Origin of the sequence: Actinomadura viridis, assembly GCF_015751755.1 — a bacterium.
Lineage (GTDB): Bacteria > Actinomycetota > Actinomycetes > Streptosporangiales > Streptosporangiaceae > Spirillospora > Spirillospora viridis.
Genome location: NZ_JADOUA010000001.1, coordinates 6,091,748 through 6,108,574 on the forward strand (window position 1 = coordinate 6,091,748; position 16,827 = coordinate 6,108,574).

The window sequence follows — 16,827 nt, forward strand, 5'->3', positions numbered from 1 at the left end:
CACGAGAAAGCTTAGTGCAACGCGAGGGCAGCTCGGGACGTTGAGGGCTCGATCCGTCAAAGACGCACGATCATCTTGCCGACGTTGGTGCCTCGCAGCAGGCCCAGGAAGGCGTCCACGGCGTTGTCGATGCCCTCCACCACGGTCTCCTCCGCGCGCAGCGACCCTTCGCGGAGCCAGCCCGACGCCCGTTGGACGTACTCGCCCGTCAGCTTCATGTGGTCGCTGACGATGAAGCCGCGCAGCGTGAGGCGTTTGCCGACGGCCAGCAGGAGGTTGTCCGGTCCGGGGACGGGTTCGGTGGCGTTGTACTGGGAGATCGCCCCGCACAGGGCGATCCGCCCGTGGGTGCGCATCGCGGCGAGCGCGGCCCGCAGGTGGTCGCCGCCGACGTTGTCGAAGTACACGTCGATGCCGCCGGGCGCGGCGTCCTCCAGCTGCCGTTCCAGGTCGCCCTTGCGGTAGTCGATGGCCGTGTCGAATCCGAAGTCCTGGACCACCTTGGCCGTCTTCTCCGGCCCGCCCGCCGACCCGACCACCCGGACGGCGCCGAGCCGCCGGGCGATCTGGCCGGCCACGCTGCCGACCGCCCCGGCGGCGCCCGAGACGAAGACCACATCGCCCTCCTCGACCGGCGCGATCTTGGTCAGGCCGACGTAGGCGGTGAGCCCGGTCAGGCCGAGCACGCCGAGGTAGGCCGCGGCGGGGGCGAGGGAGGTGTCGATCGGACGGACGCGTCCGGCAGAAAGCGTGGCGTACTCGCGCCATCCCAGCTCGTGCTGGACGGTGGTGCCTTCGGGGACGGCCGCCGAACGCGAGGCGATCACCGTCCCGATCGCCCCTCCCTCCATCGGCTCGCCCAGCCGGAACGGCGGGACGTAGGACTCGACCTCGCTCATCCGCCCGCGCATGTAGGGGTCGACGGACATCCACTCGTTGCGGACCAGCACCTCCCCCTCCCCCGGTTCGCGAACGGGGGCCTCCGCCAGTTCGAAGTCGGAGGGGGTGGGTTCGCCGACGGGGCGGGCCACCAGGCGTACCTCACGGCCGGTTGCGGGGATCATGCGCTGCCTCCTCAATGCGCCTACTTCCCACAATAGGAAGGCGTGGGGGTTCGCAGCGGGATGCCTGCGGCATGTCGTTCACGACTTACGGGTCATCCGGTAGCGCAGCACGAGGAACGGCAGGCCGAAGACCGAGAAGGCGTGGTCGGCGCGCAGCTCTCCGTTCTCGACGTGGACGTCCAGCCTCTCCTCGAAGCCGTGCACCCCCAGGGATGTCAGATCCCGCGTGTCGGGATCGATGTAGGTCAGGTAGTGGCCCGGGTGATCGAGTTTGCTGTGGCTGGTCAGCACCAGCCCGCCCCCGGGCCGTGCCATGGGGGCGAGGGTCGCGGTGAAGCTCGCGTGCGGGAGCGGGAACCCGACGCTGACGTAGCCGCGGTCACCGTGCCGGTAGGTGGTGTAGATCCCCACGTAGATGGGCTCGTCGTTGTCGGCGAAGGAACGGATCCATCCGCGCACGGTCGCCACGTCGTCCCGGTCCGGGACGATGGTGTCGATGCGGCCGTACACCCCGCGCTGGGCCTCCCGCTGGTTCATCGGAACGCTGGCCTGGCCCAGGGGGCGTGCGAGCAGCGTCCGGTAGAGCAGGTAGCCGGGCCGGACCCACAGCCTCCATTCGGGGACGATGTCCAGCGTGAACCGCGCCGTGTGCTCGTAGAACTCCCGCACCAGCGGGTGCACGCCCGCGGGGTCGAACTCGGGCCCGGCCAGTTCGTCCAGCGACCCGACGATCCCGACGTCCGGTGCGGCCGGCGTGTAGGTCCCGCCGAGGATCGTGGCGAGGTCCCGGACGTACCTCGTCCCGACGTAGGCGGAGCGGGCCTCCAGAGGCACCACGAACGGCAGCCGCTCGGCGGGCACCTCCTCGGCGAGGAGGCTGATCTGGGCGTCCCTGAACAGCAGCGCGGAAAGGACACGGAAGGTCACCACCGCCCCGCTCGCGACCATCGCCGCGGGAACGGGCCGTACCCGTGCGGCCCCGCCCACCGCGGCTCCCACGGCGGGCCCGAGCGCCACCTTGTGCGGCCGGAGCCCCAGGGCACCGGCGACGGCGCCCGCCGCCGTCCCGACGGCGACCGGTCCCGCGAAACGACCCGCCAGCCAGCCGGCGGGGGCTGCCAGGGCCCCGCTCACGGCGATGCGCTGCCACAGGGCCGGGATCTCGCCGGGCCGCTGCCGTGCCCGCGCCACCGCCTCCGAGGCTCCCAGCGCCACACCGCCCACCACGGCGCCGACACCCGCGGCCCGTGCTCCGCGATGCCCGGCCAGGGCCGCGCCCGCCAGCGCACCCATCACCCCGGCGAAGCCGATGGAACCAGCGCGTTCAGCACCAGAGGTGCGCTCTTCCGCCACATCCGAAAACTACTCGCCGCGCCACCGATGCCGCAGCGCCCCAGGCCGACACCCGCCACGTGACTTCCGGCACTCGCGACGGGCCGCCCCGTACGCTAGGGGTTTCCCGTGGCCGTCCGCCTGCGCCACCATGACACGCAGCCAAGAGGCGACCCGTTGATCAAACCTTGACCTGCGTGCGGCATCGTATACAGGCGGCGTCGTCCCCCTAACGTTACGAAAGGGTCTGTGCATGCGCCGGCTGGTGGTCACGCTCCTGCTGCTCCCGGGTTTGTTCGGGCTCTCCCTGTGGACCGGCATAGGCCCCGCCGACGATTGGGTGAACAACTGCCAGGTCCGCCAGTCCTACCTGGACCGGCTGGAGGCGATGGAGGTGGACATCAACCGCCTGCGCGTTCAGGGCCGTTCCGAGCAGGAGATCGCCCGGTTGATGGTCCCCCGGCGGAACGAGGCCAAGGCGCTGGTTCGCAGCAAGATGAAGGCCAAGGACGTCCGGAAGCTCGAAGAGCGCAACCGCGCCCGCTACGGCAACCCCCAGGGCCCCTCGATCGAGTGGATGTGGGCCCGGCACGGCGGTAACTGGCACGACATCGTCGAGGCCAGCACCGAGTCCAACGCCTTCTACGACATCTCCTGCATCCCCTGGTTCGACATCTGACCCCAAGTGATCAGCCTCCCGTACCAAGTGATCAGGCCCCGCTCCCGAGGAAAAGCGAACCCGCACTTTCCCCAAAACCCCAGCCCCGCACCAACGGGGGGTGCAGGGGGGCGGAGCCCCCTTGCACCGGGGGTTCCAGGGGGTCGCCCCCCTGGGCAAAACGACGAGGAGGCAGCACCCCGCGCTTTCCGCGGGCACACTGCCCCCACCTACGAGTGGAGCTATGGGGATTCGAACCCCAGACCTCCTCCATGCCATGGAGGCGCGCTACCAACTGCGCCATAGCCCCGTGCGACTGCGTGGACTTTCATCCCGCAGCGCTCCGCCAGTGTATAGGACACGGGCGCGGTACTCGAATCGGTTAAAGGGGCGGGTCAGGTGCCGTTCTCGGTTCGGTCGTCGCTGAGCACCGGTTCGGGCAGGGTGCCGGCGTTGTGCTCGACGAGGCGCCAGCCGCCGTTGCGCCGCTCGCCGAGGACGGACCAGCAGCAGTTGGACAGGCCGCCGAGGCGGTCCCAGGTCTCCTCGGGGAGGCCGAGCATGGCGGACATGCCGAGCCGGATGGCGGCGCCGTGCGAGGCGACGACGAGGAGGCCGGTGGGGGGCAGGTCGTCGAGGGCGCGGTCCAGGGCGGCGCTGACGCGTTTGGCGACCTGGGCGCCGGTCTCGCCGCCGGGCGGCTGCCAGGCGGCGTGCTCGTCGGGGTAGCGTTCGCGGATCTCCGCGGCGGTGAGGCCCTCCCACCGGCCGCCGTCCCGTTCCATCAGGTCGGGGTCGTAGCGGACGGTGAGGCCGACGATCTCGGAGAGGGCGCGGGCGGTGTCGGAGGCGCGCTGGAGCGGTGAGGCGAGCAGGGCGGTGGGGCGGAGGCCGGCGAGCAGGCGGGCCGCTCGCGCGGCCTGCCGGACCCCGGTCTCGTCCAGTGGGATGTCGCTCTTGCCCTGGAAGCGCTGTTCGACGTTCCAGGCGGTCTGGCCGTGGCGCCACAGGACGATCCGGCGCTTGCCGGGGACGCGGTCACTCACTGGCGCTCCCCACGGTCCGGCGGCGCTGGACCGAGTGGGCGTTGACCGACTCCGGCAGCTCGATCAGCGGGCAGTCCTTCCACAGCCGTTCGAGCGCGTAGAACACCCGGTCCTCCTCGTGCTGGATGTGCACGATGATGTCCGAGTAGTCCAAGAGCACCCAGCGTCCCTCCCGCTCGCCTTCGCGGCGGGTGGGCTTGGCGTCGGCCTCCTCGCGGAGGCGCTTCTCGATCTCGTCGACGATGGCGCGGACCTGGCGGTCGCTGGGCGCGGAGCAGAGCACGAAGGCGTCGGTGATGACGAGCTGCTCGCTCACGTCGTAGGCAAGAATGTCGTCGGCCAGCTTGTCGCCCGCCGCCTCGGCGGCGAGCCGGACCAGCTGTACGGCCCTGTCGGATGCGGTCACGATGCGCTCGCGATCCTCCCTGTAGGGGTCCCTTCGCGCTCCAGCTTCTCACGGGCGGTGGAAGGGGTCCCCTGGTTTGTTGTCCTCTGACCGCATCGGTCCGTTCCGGCCGTGCGGTACCCCCTGCGCTTCCAGGGTATGGCCCCGGAGGCACCGGTGAACGTCCCGCCGGTGGTGTACGGCCCTGGTCAGGCCGCGTGGTCGCGGTAGAGGGCGCGCTTGTTGATGTACTGGACGATCCCGTCGGGCACCAGGTACCAGATCGGCTCGCCCGCCCGGACGCGGTCGCGGCACTCGGTGGAGGAGATCGACAGGGCGGGGACCTCCATCAGGCTGACCCGGCCGTTGGGCAGCCCGGGGTCGGCCAGCCGGTGACCCGGCCTGGTGCAGCCGATGAAGTGCGCCAGCTCGAAGAGTTCGTCGGTGTCGTGCCAGGTCAGCATCGCGGCCAGGGCGTCGGCGCCGGTGATGAAGAAGAACTCGCTGTCGGGGCCGTGCAGGTCGCGCATGTCGCGCAGGGTGTCGACGGTGTAGGTGGGGCCGGGGCGGTCGATGTCGATCCGGCTGACCGAGAAGCGCGGGTTGGACGCGGTGGCGATCACCGCCATGAGGTAGCGGTCCTCGGCGGCGGCGACCCTGCGCTCCTCCTTGTGCGACGACAGGCCGGTGGGCACGAAGACCACCTCGTCCAGCGAGAAGACGTGCGCGACCTCGCTGGCGGCCACCAGGTGCCCGTGATGGATCGGGTCGAACGTGCCGCCCATGATCCCCAATCGCCGCTTTTGCGTCATGACGACGAGAATAGCCAGCACGTCCGGGCGCCCCGGTCACCGGCCCCGGGGCACCCGTCCCGCGCGCCCCGTCAGTCCAGTCCGGGCAGGGGCGCCTCGCCCGACTCCCACGTCACCACGCGGACCGCCTTGCCGACCTCCACGCGCGGTACGGTGCCCGCGGGCAGCACCCGGATCTCGGCGGCCAGGCCGAGCGCCTCGTGCAGGGCCTGCGCGAGTTCCCCGGCCACGCCCTCCCGGCCGCCGTCGCCGGGCTCCTCGCAGGCCACGAGGAGCCGCACGTCCGGGCGCCTGCGGTCCACCACGAGCTGGTAGTGCGGGGAGACCAGGCCGGAACCGAGCAGGACGCGTTCGACCTCGCTGGGGTAAAGGTTGACCCCGCGGATCACCAGCATGTCGTCCACCCGGCCCCGGACCTTGCTCATCCGTACGAGGGTCCGCCCGCAGTCGCACTCGCCGTGGGAGAGGGAGGCGACGTCGCCGGTCCGGTAGCGCAGCAGCGGGAGGGCCTGCTTGGTGGGCGTGCTGAACACCAGCTCCCCCGGCTCGCCCTCCTCGACCGGGACGCCGGTCACCGGATCGACCGCCTCCACGATGAAGTGGTCCTCGTTGACGTGCAGGCCGTCCTGCTCCAGGCATTCGGTGGCCACGCCCGGCCCGATGACCTCCGACAGGCCGTAGACGTCCATCGCCTTGAGGGGGAGGACGCCCTCGATGGCGGCGCGCAGCTCCTCCGACCAGGGCTCGGCGCCGAACAGGCCGGCCTTGAGGGAGGACAGGTCGGCGCCGGCCTCCGCGGCGGCCTCGCCCAGCCGCAGGGCGTAGGCGGGCGTGCAGGTCAGCACGTCGGGTTTCAGGTCGGAGATCATCCGTACCTGCCGCGCGGTCATCCCGCCCGACATGGGCACCACGGTGGCGCCCAGGGCCACGGCGCCCTGGTGGACGCCGATGCCGCCGGTGAACAGCCCGTACCCGTAGGCGTTGTGGACGGTGCTCGCCGCGGTCGCGCCCGCGCAGGCCAGCGAACGCGCGCACATCGACGCCCACAGGTCCAGGTCGGCCCGGGTGTAGCCGACGAGGGTGGGACGGCCCCGCGTGCCGGTGGAGCCGTGGATCGCGACGACCTGGTCCCGGGGTACGGCGAGCATGTCCAGCGGGTAGGAGTCCCAGAGGTCCTGCTTGGTGGTGAACGGCAGGAGGCGGAGGTCGGCGAGGGTGACGTCGGAGCCGCCCTTGACGCCCGCCTCGCGCAGGCGGCGGGCCTGGAGGCCCCCGGCGACCAGGAGCCGGTCGACCAGCCCCCATAGCCGGTGGCGCTGCAGCGCCGCCCGCTCGTCGCGGGACATCGCCTCGGCCTTCGGATCGAACATCGCGTCTCCTCGCGCGGCCCGCCCCCGCTGACCTGTGTGTACTCGCCCGACTCGGTGCTACCGGCCGCGCCGGGGACGTACCCGGCGCCCGGACGGCCACCACTCTGCCGTACCGGGGCCGTTCCGGACGAGGTTTCGGGCCGTCCGGGCCGGAGGCGGCCGGTGCGCCCGCCGGGGGAACCTCAGCCCCGATCGGTTCGTCGGAACTACCATGCCGGACTGATCGAGGAGTATTCGCGATGAGGTCAGGGCACGGCCATACCGAGCGAAGGGAGGGAGCGGCGTTCGCCTCCGGCGACGTGGCCGGCACCGGCGCGCCGCGTACCCCATGACGACGAACACACCGGACCGGGCACGCACCCGCTTCCCGGGAATCAGCTCGCGCGCCTACGAACACCCGGCGGACCGTTCGGCGCTGGTGGCGCTGCGCTCGCTGTCCGGCTTCGACATCGTGCTGCGGCGGCTGTCCGGCCTCTTCAACGAGCGCGCCATCCGGCTGGCCTTCCTGGGCGGCAGCGTGCGGGCCGGCGAGGACCAGTTCCGCAACCTGTACGACATGGTCCGCGACGCCGCCTACATCCTCGATCTGCCCGAGGTCCCCGAGCTGTACGTGCGGCAGAGCCCGCTGCCCAACGCCATGGCGATCGGCTCCGACCACCCGTTCATCGTGGTCAACACCGGGCTGCTCGACCTGCACGACGACGAGGAGCTGCGGTTCGTCATCTGCCACGAGGTCGGCCACATCCTGTCGGGGCACGCCGTCTACCAGACCATGATGATGATCCTCACCCGGCTGGGCTCCCGGCTGGCCTGGCTGCCGCTGGGCAACGTCGGGATCGCCGCGATCATCATGGGCCTGCAGGAGTGGTTCCGGAAGGCGGAGCTGTCGGCCGACCGGGCCGGGCTGCTGGCCGGCCAGGACCTGGACGCGGCCAAGCGCACGATGATGAAGATGGCCGGCGGCACCCGGCTGGGCGAGATGAGCACCGAGGCGTTCCTGGCGCAGGCGCGCGAGTACGACGCGGTCGGTGACGTGCGCGACGGGCTGCTGAAGTTCCTCAACCTGATCCAGCAGACGCACCCCTACCCGGTGGTGCGGTTCGCCGAGATCGACAGGTGGGCGCAGAGCGGCGAGTACGACCGGATCCTCGCCGGGGACTACCCGCGGCGCGCCGACGACAACGGCGCCTCCATCTCCGAGGAGATCCGGAACGCCGCCAACGCCTACCGCGAGTCCTGGTCGCAGAGCGCCGACCCGTTCATCGGGAAGGTCCGCGACGTCGCCGAGGGCGCGGCCGCCGCGGCGGGCGGCCTGTTCGACCGGGTGAGCCGGCGTGGCGGCGGTTCGCAGAACGGCGGCTCCTGACCCGCGTCCTTAACGGCGGGACGGGCGGGACGCCGCCGTCCCGCGGCCGGGTCCGGACTCGGCACCACCGAGTCCGGGCCCGGTCGCCCGGGAGGGCCGTCCGGGAGGGCCGCCCGGTCAGGTCCGGATGTGGCCCTCGCCGGTGACCACGTACTTGGTGGAGGTCAGCTCGGGCAACCCCATCGGGCCGCGGGCGTGCAGCTTCTGGGTGGAGATGCCGATCTCGGCGCCGTACCCGAACTCCTCGCCGTCGGTGAAGCGGGTGGAGGCGTTGACCATCACCGCGGCCGAGTCCACCAGCGCGACGAACCGCTTGGCGGCCGGCTGGGACGTGGTCACGATGGCCTCGGTGTGCCCCGAGCCGTACGTGCGGATGTGCGCGACGGCCTCGTCGAGGGAGTCGACGACCCGGGCGGCGATGTCCAGCGACAGGTACTCGGCGCGATAGTCGTCCTCGGTCGCGGCGACGACCGTCCCGGCGGTGTCGTGGGCGCGGACGCGCTCGTCGCCGTGCACGGTGACGCCGGCCTCCCGCAGCGCCTCCAGGGCCCTGGGCAGGAAGACCTCCGCCACGCCGGCGTGCACCAGGACGGTCTCGGCGGCGTTGCACACCGAGGGACGCTGGGTCTTGGCGTTCAGCAGGATCTCGAGGGCCTGGTCGACGTCGGCGGCGGCGTCCACGTACACCGCGCAGTTGCCCACCCCGGTCTCGATCACCGGCACCGTGGACTCCTCCACGACCGAGTTGATCAGCGAGGCGCCGCCCCGGGGGATCAGCACGTCCACCAGGCCCCGGGCCCGCATCAGGTGCTTCACCGACGCGCGGCTGGTGCCGGGCACCAGCTGCACGGCGTCGGAGGGGACGCCGGTGCCCTCCAGGGCGCCCTGCATGACGTTCACCAGGACCGTGTTGGACTCGTAGGCCGAGGACGACCCGCGCAGCATCGCAACGTTGCCGCTCTTCAGGCAGAGCGCGGCGGCGTCGACGGTGACGTTGGGGCGGCCCTCGTAGATGATGCCGACCACGCCCAGCGGCACCCGGATCTGCCGGAGGTCCAGGCCGTTCGGCAGGACGTTGCCGCGTACGGTCTCGCCCACCGGGTCGGGCAGCGCCGCGACTTTGCGGACCGCCTCGGCGATCGCCGCGATCCGCGGCTCGGTCAGGCTCAGCCGGTCGATCATGTACTCGGAGGTGCCCGACTCGCGGGCCCGGGCCACATCGGCCTCGTTCGCCTTGACGATCTCCGGTGCGGAACGCACCAGCGCGTCGGCGATCGCGTGCAGGGCCGCGTCCTTGACCGCCCTCGGCAGCGGCGCGAGATCCGCCGCCGCCCGCCTGGCGCGCTCCGCCACCCGCAGGAACTCCTCGCGTTCCCGGTCCTGCTCGCCCATCACCGACTCCTTCGGCGTCGTCGCGGCGTCGTACCGCGTCATTCCGTTGTCAGGATCACCAGATCGTCCCGGTGGATGATCTCGCGCTCGTACTCGGGGCCCAGCTCCCGGGCCAGCCAGCGGGTGGACCGGCCCATCAGGTCGGGGATCTCGCCCGCGTCGTAGTTCACCAGGCCGCGCGCCACGACACGCCCGTCGGTGCCGCACAGGTCGACCGGGTCGCCGGCCGCGAAGTCGCCCTCCACGCCGGTGACCCCGGCGGGGAGCAGCGACTTGCGCCGGCGCACGACCGCGTCGACGGCCCCCGGGTCCAGTAGCACGCGGCCCTGCCCGGTGGTGGCGTGCGCCAGCCACAGGTGCCGGGTGGACAGCCGCCGGCCCTCCCCCGGGTGGAAGCAGGTGCCGACCTCCTCGCCGGCGAGGGCGTGCGCGGCCGAGGCGGCGTCGGTGAGCACGACGGGGATGCCCGCGATGCGCGCCGCCTCCACCTTGGTGATCATGCCGCCGGTGCCGACCCGGCCGGATCCGCCCAGCTCGATGCCCGCCAGGTCGGCGGGGCCGTGCACGTTCGCGATCCGGCGGGCGCCGGGACGGCGCGGATCCCCGGTGTAGAGCGCGTCCACGTCCGACAGCAGGATCAGCGCGTCGGCCCTGGTCAGATGGGCGACCAGGGCGGCGAGCCGGTCGTTGTCGCCGAACCGGATCTCGTCGGTGGCCACCGTGTCGTTCTCGTTGACCACCGGCACGATGCCCAGGTCGAGCAGCTGGCCCAGGGCCCGCTGGGCGTTGCGGTGGTGGACCCGGCGGATCATGTCGTCGGCGGTGAGCAGCACCTGGCCGACCGTCAGCCCGTACCGGGCGAACGAGGAGGTGTAGCGCGCCACCAGCAGCCCCTGGCCGACGCTGGCCGCGGCCTGCTGGGTGGCCAGGTCGGCGGGACGGCGGGTCAGGCCGAGCGGGCCGAGCCCGGCGGCGATCGCGCCGGACGACACGAAGACGATCTCGGTGCCGGCGCGGCGGCGGGCGGCCAGCACGTCCACCAGCGCGTCGATGCGGTCGGCGTCGATCGTGCCCCGCGGTGTGGTGAGCGAGGACGACCCCGCCTTCACCACGATCCGGCGCGCGCCGGCGATCTGGCGCCGCACGGCCGCGGTGCCGGGCCCGGTGCCGGCCGTGGTGCCGGTGCCGGACGGGGCGCCGGACGGGGTGGTGCCCGCCCGGGCCGTCACGCCTGCCTGTTCGCGGCTCATCTCTCCCTCGATGTTCGCCAACGTCCTGGTCGCTGCCGCTGGATGCTCATGAACGGGTGGTCGCGGCCGGGGCCCGGTGCCCGGGCCGGGTCAGCGGTACCCGTCCAGGCGCCGGTCGGTGCCGCGCGGGCCGGGTGCGGCCTCGCCGGCCACGACCTCCGGTTCCCAGTCGAAGACGACCGACTCCTCGTGTGTGCCGATCATGACCGTGGCCCCGGCGGAGGCGCCCGCCTCGGCCAGCGCCTCCTCGACGCCCAGCCGGGCCAGCCGGTCGGCCAGATAGCCCACCGCCTCCTCGTTGCTGAAGTCGGTCTGCCGCAGCCACCGCACCGGCTTCTCGCCCGTGATCAGGTACGTGTTGTCGCCCGCCGGCCGCACCTCGAACTCGGCGCCGCCGCCGACCGGCTCCGGCCGGATCACCAGCCGGGTCGGCTCGACCGGGGGCAGCGACGCGCGGTGGGCCTCGACCATCTCGGCCATGGCGAACGACAGCTCGCGCAGCCCCTCGTGCGACGCGGCCGACACCTCGAAAACCCGCAGCCCGCGCGCCTCGAACTCGGGCCGGACCATCTCGGCCAGGTCCCGCCCGTCGGGGACGTCCACCTTGTTGAGCACCACGAGGCGCGGCCGGTCCGACAGCGGCCGGTCGCCCAGCACCCGGTCGTAGGCCCGCAGCTCCCGTTCGATCACCTCGAAGTCGCTGACCGGGTCGCGGCCCGGCTCGGGCGTGGCGCAGTCGAGCACGTGCGCCAGCGTGGAGGACCGCTCGATGTGGCGGAGGAACTCCAGGCCCAGGCCGCGGCCCTCGCTGGCGCCCTCGATCAGGCCGGGCACGTCGGCGACGGTGAACGTGGTGTCGCCGGCGCTCACCACGCCCAGGTTGGGGATCAGCGTGGTGAACGGATAGTCGGCGATCTTGGGCTTGGCCGCGGAGAGCGCGGCGATCAGCGAGGACTTGCCCGCGCTCGGGAAGCCCACCAGCGCCACGTCCGCGACGCTCTTGAGCTCCAGGACGACGTCGCGCGCCTCACCGGGCTCGCCCAGCAGCGCGAACCCGGGCGCCTTCCGCTTGGCGGTGGCCAGCGCGGCGTTGCCGAGGCCGCCCTTGCCGCCCCGCGCGATCACGAAACGGGTGCCCTCGCCCACCAGGTCCGCCAGGATCGTGCCGTCGGCGGTCTTGACGACCGTGCCGTCCGGCACCGGCAGGACCACGTCGCCGCCGTCGGCGCCGGTACGGTGCCCGCCCTGCCCCTGGCGGCCGTTGGCGGCCTTGCGGTGCGGGCGGCGGTGGTAGTCCAGCAGGCTGGCGGAATTGGAGTCGACCTCCAGGATCACATCGCCGCCGCGGCCGCCGTTGGCCCCGTCCGGGCCGCCCAGCGGCTTGAACTTCTCCCGGTGGATCGAGGCGCAGCCGTTCCCGCCGTTGCCGGCGGCGACATGCAGCACCACCCGGTCGACGAACTGCGCACCGGATCCGGCTCCTGCGGCCACGCTCTCTCCTTCGCTCCGTGGGGCCGCGGGGATCGCCCCCTCGTCCCCTGTTCCCGTTCCGGCCGGGCCACCGGCCCAGGGCCGCGCCACCCCGCCCCGAACAGGAAACAGGGGCGGACCGTCGTGGTCCGCCCCTGTGTCAACGTCTCTGAACGGCGGACTACTCCGCCGGCGGGACGATGCTCACCGCGTTGCGCCCGCGGTAACGGCCGAACTCGACCGTGCCCGCGACCAGCGCGAACAGCGTGTCATCGCCACCACGGCCCACGTTCAGGCCCGGGTGGAAGTGGGTGCCGCGCTGCCGAACGATGATCTCGCCGGCGTTGACGGCCTGGCCGCCGAAGCGCTTGACACCCAGGCGCTTGGCGTTGGAGTCGCGGCCGTTACGGCTCGACGACGCGCCCTTCTTGTGTGCCATCCGACCGCTCCTCTACTTCCCGGCCTCGATACCGGTGATCTTGACCTCGGTGTACGGCTGACGGTGACCCATCCGCCGCTTGTACCCGGTCTTGTTCCGGTAGTGCATGATGTTGATCTTGGGGCCCTTGACCGCGCCGAGGATCTCGGCGGTCACCTGGTAGCGGGCCAGCTGGTCGGCGGAGCTGACGACATCGTCGCCGTCCACGACGAGCAAGGCCGGGAACGTGACCGTCGAACCGGCCTCGCCCGACAGCTTGTCGACGGTGAGCACGTCGTCGACGGCCACCTTCTCCTGCCTGCCGCCTGCGCGGACAATCGCGTACACCGCGGAAACCCTTCGTCTGCGCGCGCTTCCGGACTGAACCGGTCCCGCGCGTGGTTCACCAGCCCCCGGACGGGGGCCTACCCGCGGCCGGGGCCGCGAGCGGCACGCCAGACCGCTGCGCCTGACGCTCTCTGCTTGGTCTCGCCGAGCGGCGAGGAATGCACCGAGCGGTGCACGTGAAGATGACGTGCTCACACACGCCGAAGCCCAAGGATACCGGACGCCCGCACCGGAACGCGAACGACGCCCAGCCCCCGCCCCAGGCCCCACCGCTGGCCCCGTCCTGGTCGGGCCGTGGTCCAGCCCGCGGCCCGGCCCCTGGCCCGGGCCGGCCCGGGCCAGGGGTCCTGGTCCGGCAGCGCGGCCCGGGAGCCGGTCGCGGCCGATCAGATGGCCGGTGACCGGTCGTCACCGGCCGTCTGATCGGCGATTCGTCATTCCCCGGCGGACTCGCCCGAGGCGGCCTCGGCCTTGGCCCGCGGGCGCCGGGTCCGGCGCCGCCGCCCGTTCGCCGGCGCGGCCGTGTCGTCCTGCCCGTCGCCCGCCTCGGCGCCCTCGGCAGCCTCGGCCCCGGCGACCGCCGCACCGTCACCGGCGGGCTCACCGGACTCGGCCCCGCCCACACCGGCCAGCGGCGTGGCGGGCTCGGATCCGTTGACGACCGGCTCCACCGGCGCCACCGACTCCAGCGGGCCCGGCCCGGCGTCGGCCGTCTCGGCGGCGGCCTCAGCGGCCTCCACGGCGGCCTGCGGCTCCGGCTCGGACTCCGTCCCTCCGGACCGCCGCTGCTCCCGCACCGGCTCGTGCACCCGCTGGGCCGCGCGCTCGGCGGCGGCGGTCTGCTTGGACGGCTTGGACCGGCCCGGCTCCTGCTGGGCCAGCTTCTCCTCGACCGCCTTCTCGACCTCGCCCTTGCGCTTGCGGCGGCGCCCGCCGCCGGCCGCCGCGGCGGCGGCCTTGTCCGGCTTGGGCTCCACCGGGCTCAGGTGGACGTGGATGCCACGGCCGTTGCAGGACTCGCAGGTCTCCGAGAACGCCTCCAGCAGGCCCTGGCCCACCCGCTTGCGGGTCATCTGCACCAGGCCCAGCGAGGTCACCTCGGCGACCTGGTGCTTGGTACGGTCCCGCGACAGGCACTCCACCATGCGGCGCAGCACCAGGTCCCGGTTGCTCTCCAGCACCATGTCGATGAAGTCGATCACCACGATGCCGCCGATGTCGCGCAGCCGCAACTGGCGCACGATCTCCTCGGCCGCCTCCAGGTTGTTGCGGGTGACGGTCTCCTCGAGGTTGCCGCCCTGCCCGGTGAACTTGCCGGTGTTGACGTCGATGACCGTCATCGCCTCGGTACGGTCGATCACCAGCGAGCCGCCGCTGGGCAGCCAGACCTTGCGGTCCAGGGCCTTGGCGATCTGCTCGTCGATCCGGTACGCGCCGAGCACGTCCTGGTCGGCGTTCCAGCGCTCCACCCGGTCGGCCAGGTGCGGCGCCACGTACTCCACGTACTCCGAGACCGTGTCCCAGGCGTCGGGACCGGCCACGACCAGCTTGCTGAAGTCCTCGTTGAAGATGTCGCGGACGACCCGGATGGTCAGGTCCGGCTCCCCGTACAGCAGGGACGGCGCCGACGCGTTCTTGACCTGCCGCTGGATGTTCTCCCACTGGGCCGACAGCCGCGACACGTCCCGCGCCAGCTCCTCCTCGGTGGCGCCCTCGGCGGCGGTCCGCACGATCACCCCGGCGTTGTCCGGCATGATCTTCTTGAGGATCTGCTTGAGCCGGCTGCGCTCCTTGTCGGGCAGCTTGCGGCTGATGCCGGTCATCGAGCCGTCGGGCACGTACACCAGGTAGCGGCCGGGCAGCGAGATCTGGCTGGTCAGCCGGGCGCCCTTGTGGCCGACCGGGTCCTTGGTGACCTGCACCAGCACCGACTGGCCGGACTTGAGCGCCGACTCGATCCGGCGCGGCTGGCCCTCCAGGCCGGCGACGTCCCAGTTGACCTCGCCCGCGTACAGCACCGCGTTGCGGCCCTTGCCGACGTCGACGAACGCCGCCTCCATCGAGGGCAGCACGTTCTGCACCTTGCCGAGGTAGACGTTGCCCACGTACGACTGGTGGGTGGCGCGGTTGACGTAGTGCTCGACCAGGACGTCGTCCTCCAGGACGGCGATCTGGGTGCGCTCACCCTCCTGGCGGACCACCATGACCCGCTCGACCGACTCGCGGCGGGCCAGGAACTCGGCCTCGCTGATCACCGGCGGGCGGCGGCGGCCCTGCTCGCGGCCCTCGCGGCGGCGCTGCTTCTTGGCCTCCAGCCGGGTGGAGCCCCGGACCGCCTGGACCTCGTCCTCGGCGGCACGCGCCTCGCGCACGTGCACGACGGTGCGCGCGGGGTCGTCGGGGCCGCCGCTCTCGCCGTCGGCCGTTCCGGAACGGCGGCGCCGGCGGCGACGGCGGCGGCTGCCACCGGTCTCCTCGCCTTCCTCGCCGTCACCCTCGTCCGCGGCCTCGGCGCCCTCGTCGTGCCGCTCGCCCTTGGCGTCCTTGGTCTCCTTGGACTCGGCGCGAGACCGGCTCGCCTTGGTCCCCTTGCCGGACTTCTCCGGCTTCTCGGCCTTCTCGGCCTTCTCCGTCTTGTCGGCCTTCTCGGCCTTCTCGGGCGTCTCGGCGTCCGCCCGGCCCTCGTCGGCCTCGGCCTCCTCGCCGGTGTCCTCGTCGGTGTCCTTGCCGCCACGGCCCCTGCCCCGGCCGCCGCGCCGCCGGCGGCGGCGCGAGGGGCGGTCACCGGACTCCTCGTCCTCGTCGCGCTCGTCGCGCTCGGCGTGGCCGGCGTCCTCGGGCTCCTCCTCGTCGGCGGCCTGAGCGGGCTCGTCCTTGGCACGGAAGGGACTCTCCGCCGCGGGCTGCGGCGGCTGGAACACCACCATGGGCGGCTGGAAGGTCACTCCGGGCACCGTGGCGGGCGCGGACTCGGTCTCGGGGGCCCGTGCGGCCTCGGGGGCCTGCTCCGGAACGGAGGGCACGCCCGGTGCCGGCGGGACCGCCGGTGCGGCCGGTGCGGCCGCCTCGGCGGGGGCCGCGGACGCCGCGGCGCGGCGGCGGGTACGAGTTCGGGCCGGCTTCTCCTCGACGGCCTCTTCGGCGGCGCCCTCGGCCTCAACCTCGGTCTTGGCCTTGGGCTCTGCCTTGGCCTTGGCCTTGGCCTTGGCCTTCGTCTTGGTCTCGGGCTGGGGGGCCGGCGCAACGGCCACCTCGGCCTGGGCCTCGAGCTCGGGCTCGGGCGCCTTGGCGGCCCGGGTGGCCCGGGTGCTGCGCGTACGCGTGACCTTGACCTTCTTGGGTGCGGGCTGCTCGGCCGGCTCCGCGGCGGCCTCCTCGCCCTCCGCCTCGGCGGCGGGCGGGACCGTGATGACCGCGGGCGTGTCGTCGACGTCCGGGGGCGGCCCGGCCGGACGGCTGGCGGCACGGCGGCGCGGCCTGGACCTGCCGCCGGTCACCTCCTCCGTCTCGCCGTCACCGTCGTCGGCCCCGGTGCCGGCGTCCGTCCCGGTGTCGGCGGCGCCGGTGTCCGGCGTGGCGTCGGCCTCACTGCCGGCGTCCGTCCCGGCTTCGGCGTCGGTGTCCGGGCCGGCGTCGGTCTCGGTGTCCGTCCCGGCCTCGGCGCCGGTGTCCGGCGCGGCGCTCGCCTCGGCGCCCGTGACTTCGGCGCCGGTCACCTCATCGGCAGGGGTGCTCTGTTCTGTGCCTTCGGCCTCGGCCGCGTCGGCTTCGTTCTCTAGCATGCGGGCAATCTCCCGTCAGGCTCCCGGGCGCGACCTCGTTCCGCCCCCCGGGGCGGAACGGTGCGGTGCGCCGCACGGGAACTCTCCGTCAGTCATCGGCGCCGTCGCCGCCGGACCACGATGGTGGCCCGGCC

At 73.0% G+C, this 16,827-nt stretch carries 14 protein-coding genes and 1 tRNA gene; 2 read left to right on the forward strand and 13 right to left on the reverse strand.

Features of this window, described 5'->3' with window-relative positions; all coding sequences use genetic code 11:
- Window positions 1-56: 56 nt before the first annotated feature.
- Window positions 57-1,064 (reverse strand): NADP-dependent oxidoreductase, encoded by a 1,008-nt coding sequence (locus IW256_RS27585; protein ID WP_231403954.1) that lies wholly within the window; start codon window positions 1,062-1,064, stop codon window positions 57-59.
- Window positions 1,065-1,142: 78 nt separating this feature from the next.
- On the reverse strand, window positions 1,143-2,417 hold the full coding sequence (locus IW256_RS27590; protein WP_197013719.1) for a hypothetical protein: 1,275 nt from the start codon (window positions 2,415-2,417) through the stop codon (window positions 1,143-1,145).
- Window positions 2,418-2,649: 232 nt separating this feature from the next.
- Here IW256_RS27590 and IW256_RS27595 point away from each other — a divergent pair, with 232 nt between their 5' ends.
- Window positions 2,650-3,075 carry a hypothetical protein gene (locus IW256_RS27595; protein WP_197013720.1) on the forward strand — a complete coding sequence of 142 codons (426 nt, stop codon included), beginning with the start codon at window positions 2,650-2,652 and terminating at the stop codon, window positions 3,073-3,075.
- Window positions 3,076-3,291: 216 nt separating this feature from the next.
- Here the strand turns inward: IW256_RS27595 and IW256_RS27600 are convergent.
- The 5 genes from IW256_RS27600 to IW256_RS27620 all read right to left on the reverse strand — a co-directional run bounded on the left by IW256_RS27600 (window position 3,292) and on the right by IW256_RS27620 (window position 6,667).
- Window positions 3,292-3,364: transfer RNA gene (locus IW256_RS27600), tRNA-Ala, on the reverse strand.
- Window positions 3,365-3,449: 85 nt separating this feature from the next.
- Entirely contained in the window at window positions 3,450-4,100 is a 651-nt protein-coding gene (locus tag IW256_RS27605; RefSeq protein WP_197013721.1) for a histidine phosphatase family protein, read from the reverse strand.
- Window positions 4,093-4,506: a ribosome silencing factor gene (gene rsfS, locus IW256_RS27610; protein ID WP_197013722.1), complete on the reverse strand. Its 414-nt coding sequence runs from the start codon at window positions 4,504-4,506 to the stop codon at window positions 4,093-4,095. Before rsfS ends, IW256_RS27605 begins: the two co-directional genes overlap by 8 nt.
- 188 nt (window positions 4,507-4,694) lie before the next feature.
- Entirely contained in the window at window positions 4,695-5,297 is a 603-nt protein-coding gene (gene nadD / locus IW256_RS27615; protein ID WP_197013723.1) for a nicotinate-nucleotide adenylyltransferase, read from the reverse strand.
- 71 nt (window positions 5,298-5,368) lie between these two features.
- Window positions 5,369-6,667 carry a phenylacetate--CoA ligase family protein gene (locus IW256_RS27620; protein ID WP_197013724.1) on the reverse strand — a complete coding sequence of 433 codons (1,299 nt, stop codon included), beginning with the start codon at window positions 6,665-6,667 and terminating at the stop codon, window positions 5,369-5,371.
- Window positions 6,668-6,995: 328 nt separating this feature from the next.
- Between IW256_RS27620 and IW256_RS27625 the strand changes: the two genes are divergently transcribed.
- Window positions 6,996-8,033 (forward strand): M48 family metallopeptidase, encoded by a 1,038-nt coding sequence (locus tag IW256_RS27625; RefSeq protein WP_197013725.1) that lies wholly within the window; start codon window positions 6,996-6,998, stop codon window positions 8,031-8,033.
- Window positions 8,034-8,150: 117 nt separating this feature from the next.
- Here IW256_RS27625 and IW256_RS27630 read toward each other — a convergent pair whose 3' ends face one another.
- The 6 genes from IW256_RS27630 to IW256_RS27655 all read right to left on the reverse strand — a co-directional run bounded on the left by IW256_RS27630 (window position 8,151) and on the right by IW256_RS27655 (window position 16,693).
- The gene (locus IW256_RS27630; RefSeq protein WP_197013726.1) at window positions 8,151-9,425 is read right to left on the reverse strand and encodes a glutamate-5-semialdehyde dehydrogenase; all 1,275 of its coding nucleotides are present in this window, start codon (window positions 9,423-9,425) and stop codon (window positions 8,151-8,153) included.
- Window positions 9,426-9,463: 38 nt separating this feature from the next.
- Window positions 9,464-10,537: a glutamate 5-kinase gene (gene proB, locus IW256_RS27635; protein WP_307829407.1), complete on the reverse strand. Its 1,074-nt coding sequence runs from the start codon at window positions 10,535-10,537 to the stop codon at window positions 9,464-9,466.
- A gap of 228 nt (window positions 10,538-10,765) precedes the next feature.
- Window positions 10,766-12,166 carry a GTPase ObgE gene (obgE, locus tag IW256_RS27640; protein ID WP_197013728.1) on the reverse strand — a complete coding sequence of 467 codons (1,401 nt, stop codon included), beginning with the start codon at window positions 12,164-12,166 and terminating at the stop codon, window positions 10,766-10,768.
- Between the two features lie 160 nt (window positions 12,167-12,326).
- Entirely contained in the window at window positions 12,327-12,584 is a 258-nt protein-coding gene (gene rpmA, locus IW256_RS27645) for a 50S ribosomal protein L27 (protein ID WP_197013729.1), read from the reverse strand.
- A 12-nt stretch (window positions 12,585-12,596) separates the two neighbouring features.
- On the reverse strand, window positions 12,597-12,911 hold the full coding sequence (gene rplU / locus IW256_RS27650; protein ID WP_197013730.1) for a 50S ribosomal protein L21: 315 nt from the start codon (window positions 12,909-12,911) through the stop codon (window positions 12,597-12,599).
- A 434-nt stretch (window positions 12,912-13,345) separates the two neighbouring features.
- Entirely contained in the window at window positions 13,346-16,693 is a 3,348-nt protein-coding gene (locus tag IW256_RS27655; RefSeq protein ID WP_197013731.1) for an Rne/Rng family ribonuclease, read from the reverse strand.
- Window positions 16,694-16,827 lie beyond the last annotated feature (134 nt).

Excerpts from the sequence above, each read along its gene's own strand:
- IW256_RS27625 (WP_197013725.1), top strand. The coding sequence starts at position 6,996 with ATGACGACGAACACACCGGACCGGGCACGCACCCGCTTCCCGGGAATC.
- nadD (WP_197013723.1), bottom strand. The coding sequence starts at position 5,297 with ATGACGCAAAAGCGGCGATTGGGGATCATGGGCGGCACGTTCGACCCG.
- IW256_RS27595 (WP_197013720.1), top strand. The coding sequence starts at position 2,650 with ATGCGCCGGCTGGTGGTCACGCTCCTGCTGCTCCCGGGTTTGTTCGGG.
- IW256_RS27630 (WP_197013726.1), bottom strand. The coding sequence starts at position 9,425 with ATGGGCGAGCAGGACCGGGAACGCGAGGAGTTCCTGCGGGTGGCGGAG.
- IW256_RS27585 (WP_231403954.1), bottom strand. The coding sequence starts at position 1,064 with ATGATCCCCGCAACCGGCCGTGAGGTACGCCTGGTGGCCCGCCCCGTC.
- IW256_RS27655 (WP_197013731.1), bottom strand. The coding sequence starts at position 16,693 with ATGCTAGAGAACGAAGCCGACGCGGCCGAGGCCGAAGGCACAGAACAG.
- IW256_RS27620 (WP_197013724.1), bottom strand. The coding sequence starts at position 6,667 with ATGTTCGATCCGAAGGCCGAGGCGATGTCCCGCGACGAGCGGGCGGCG.
- rpmA (WP_197013729.1), bottom strand. The coding sequence starts at position 12,584 with ATGGCACACAAGAAGGGCGCGTCGTCGAGCCGTAACGGCCGCGACTCC.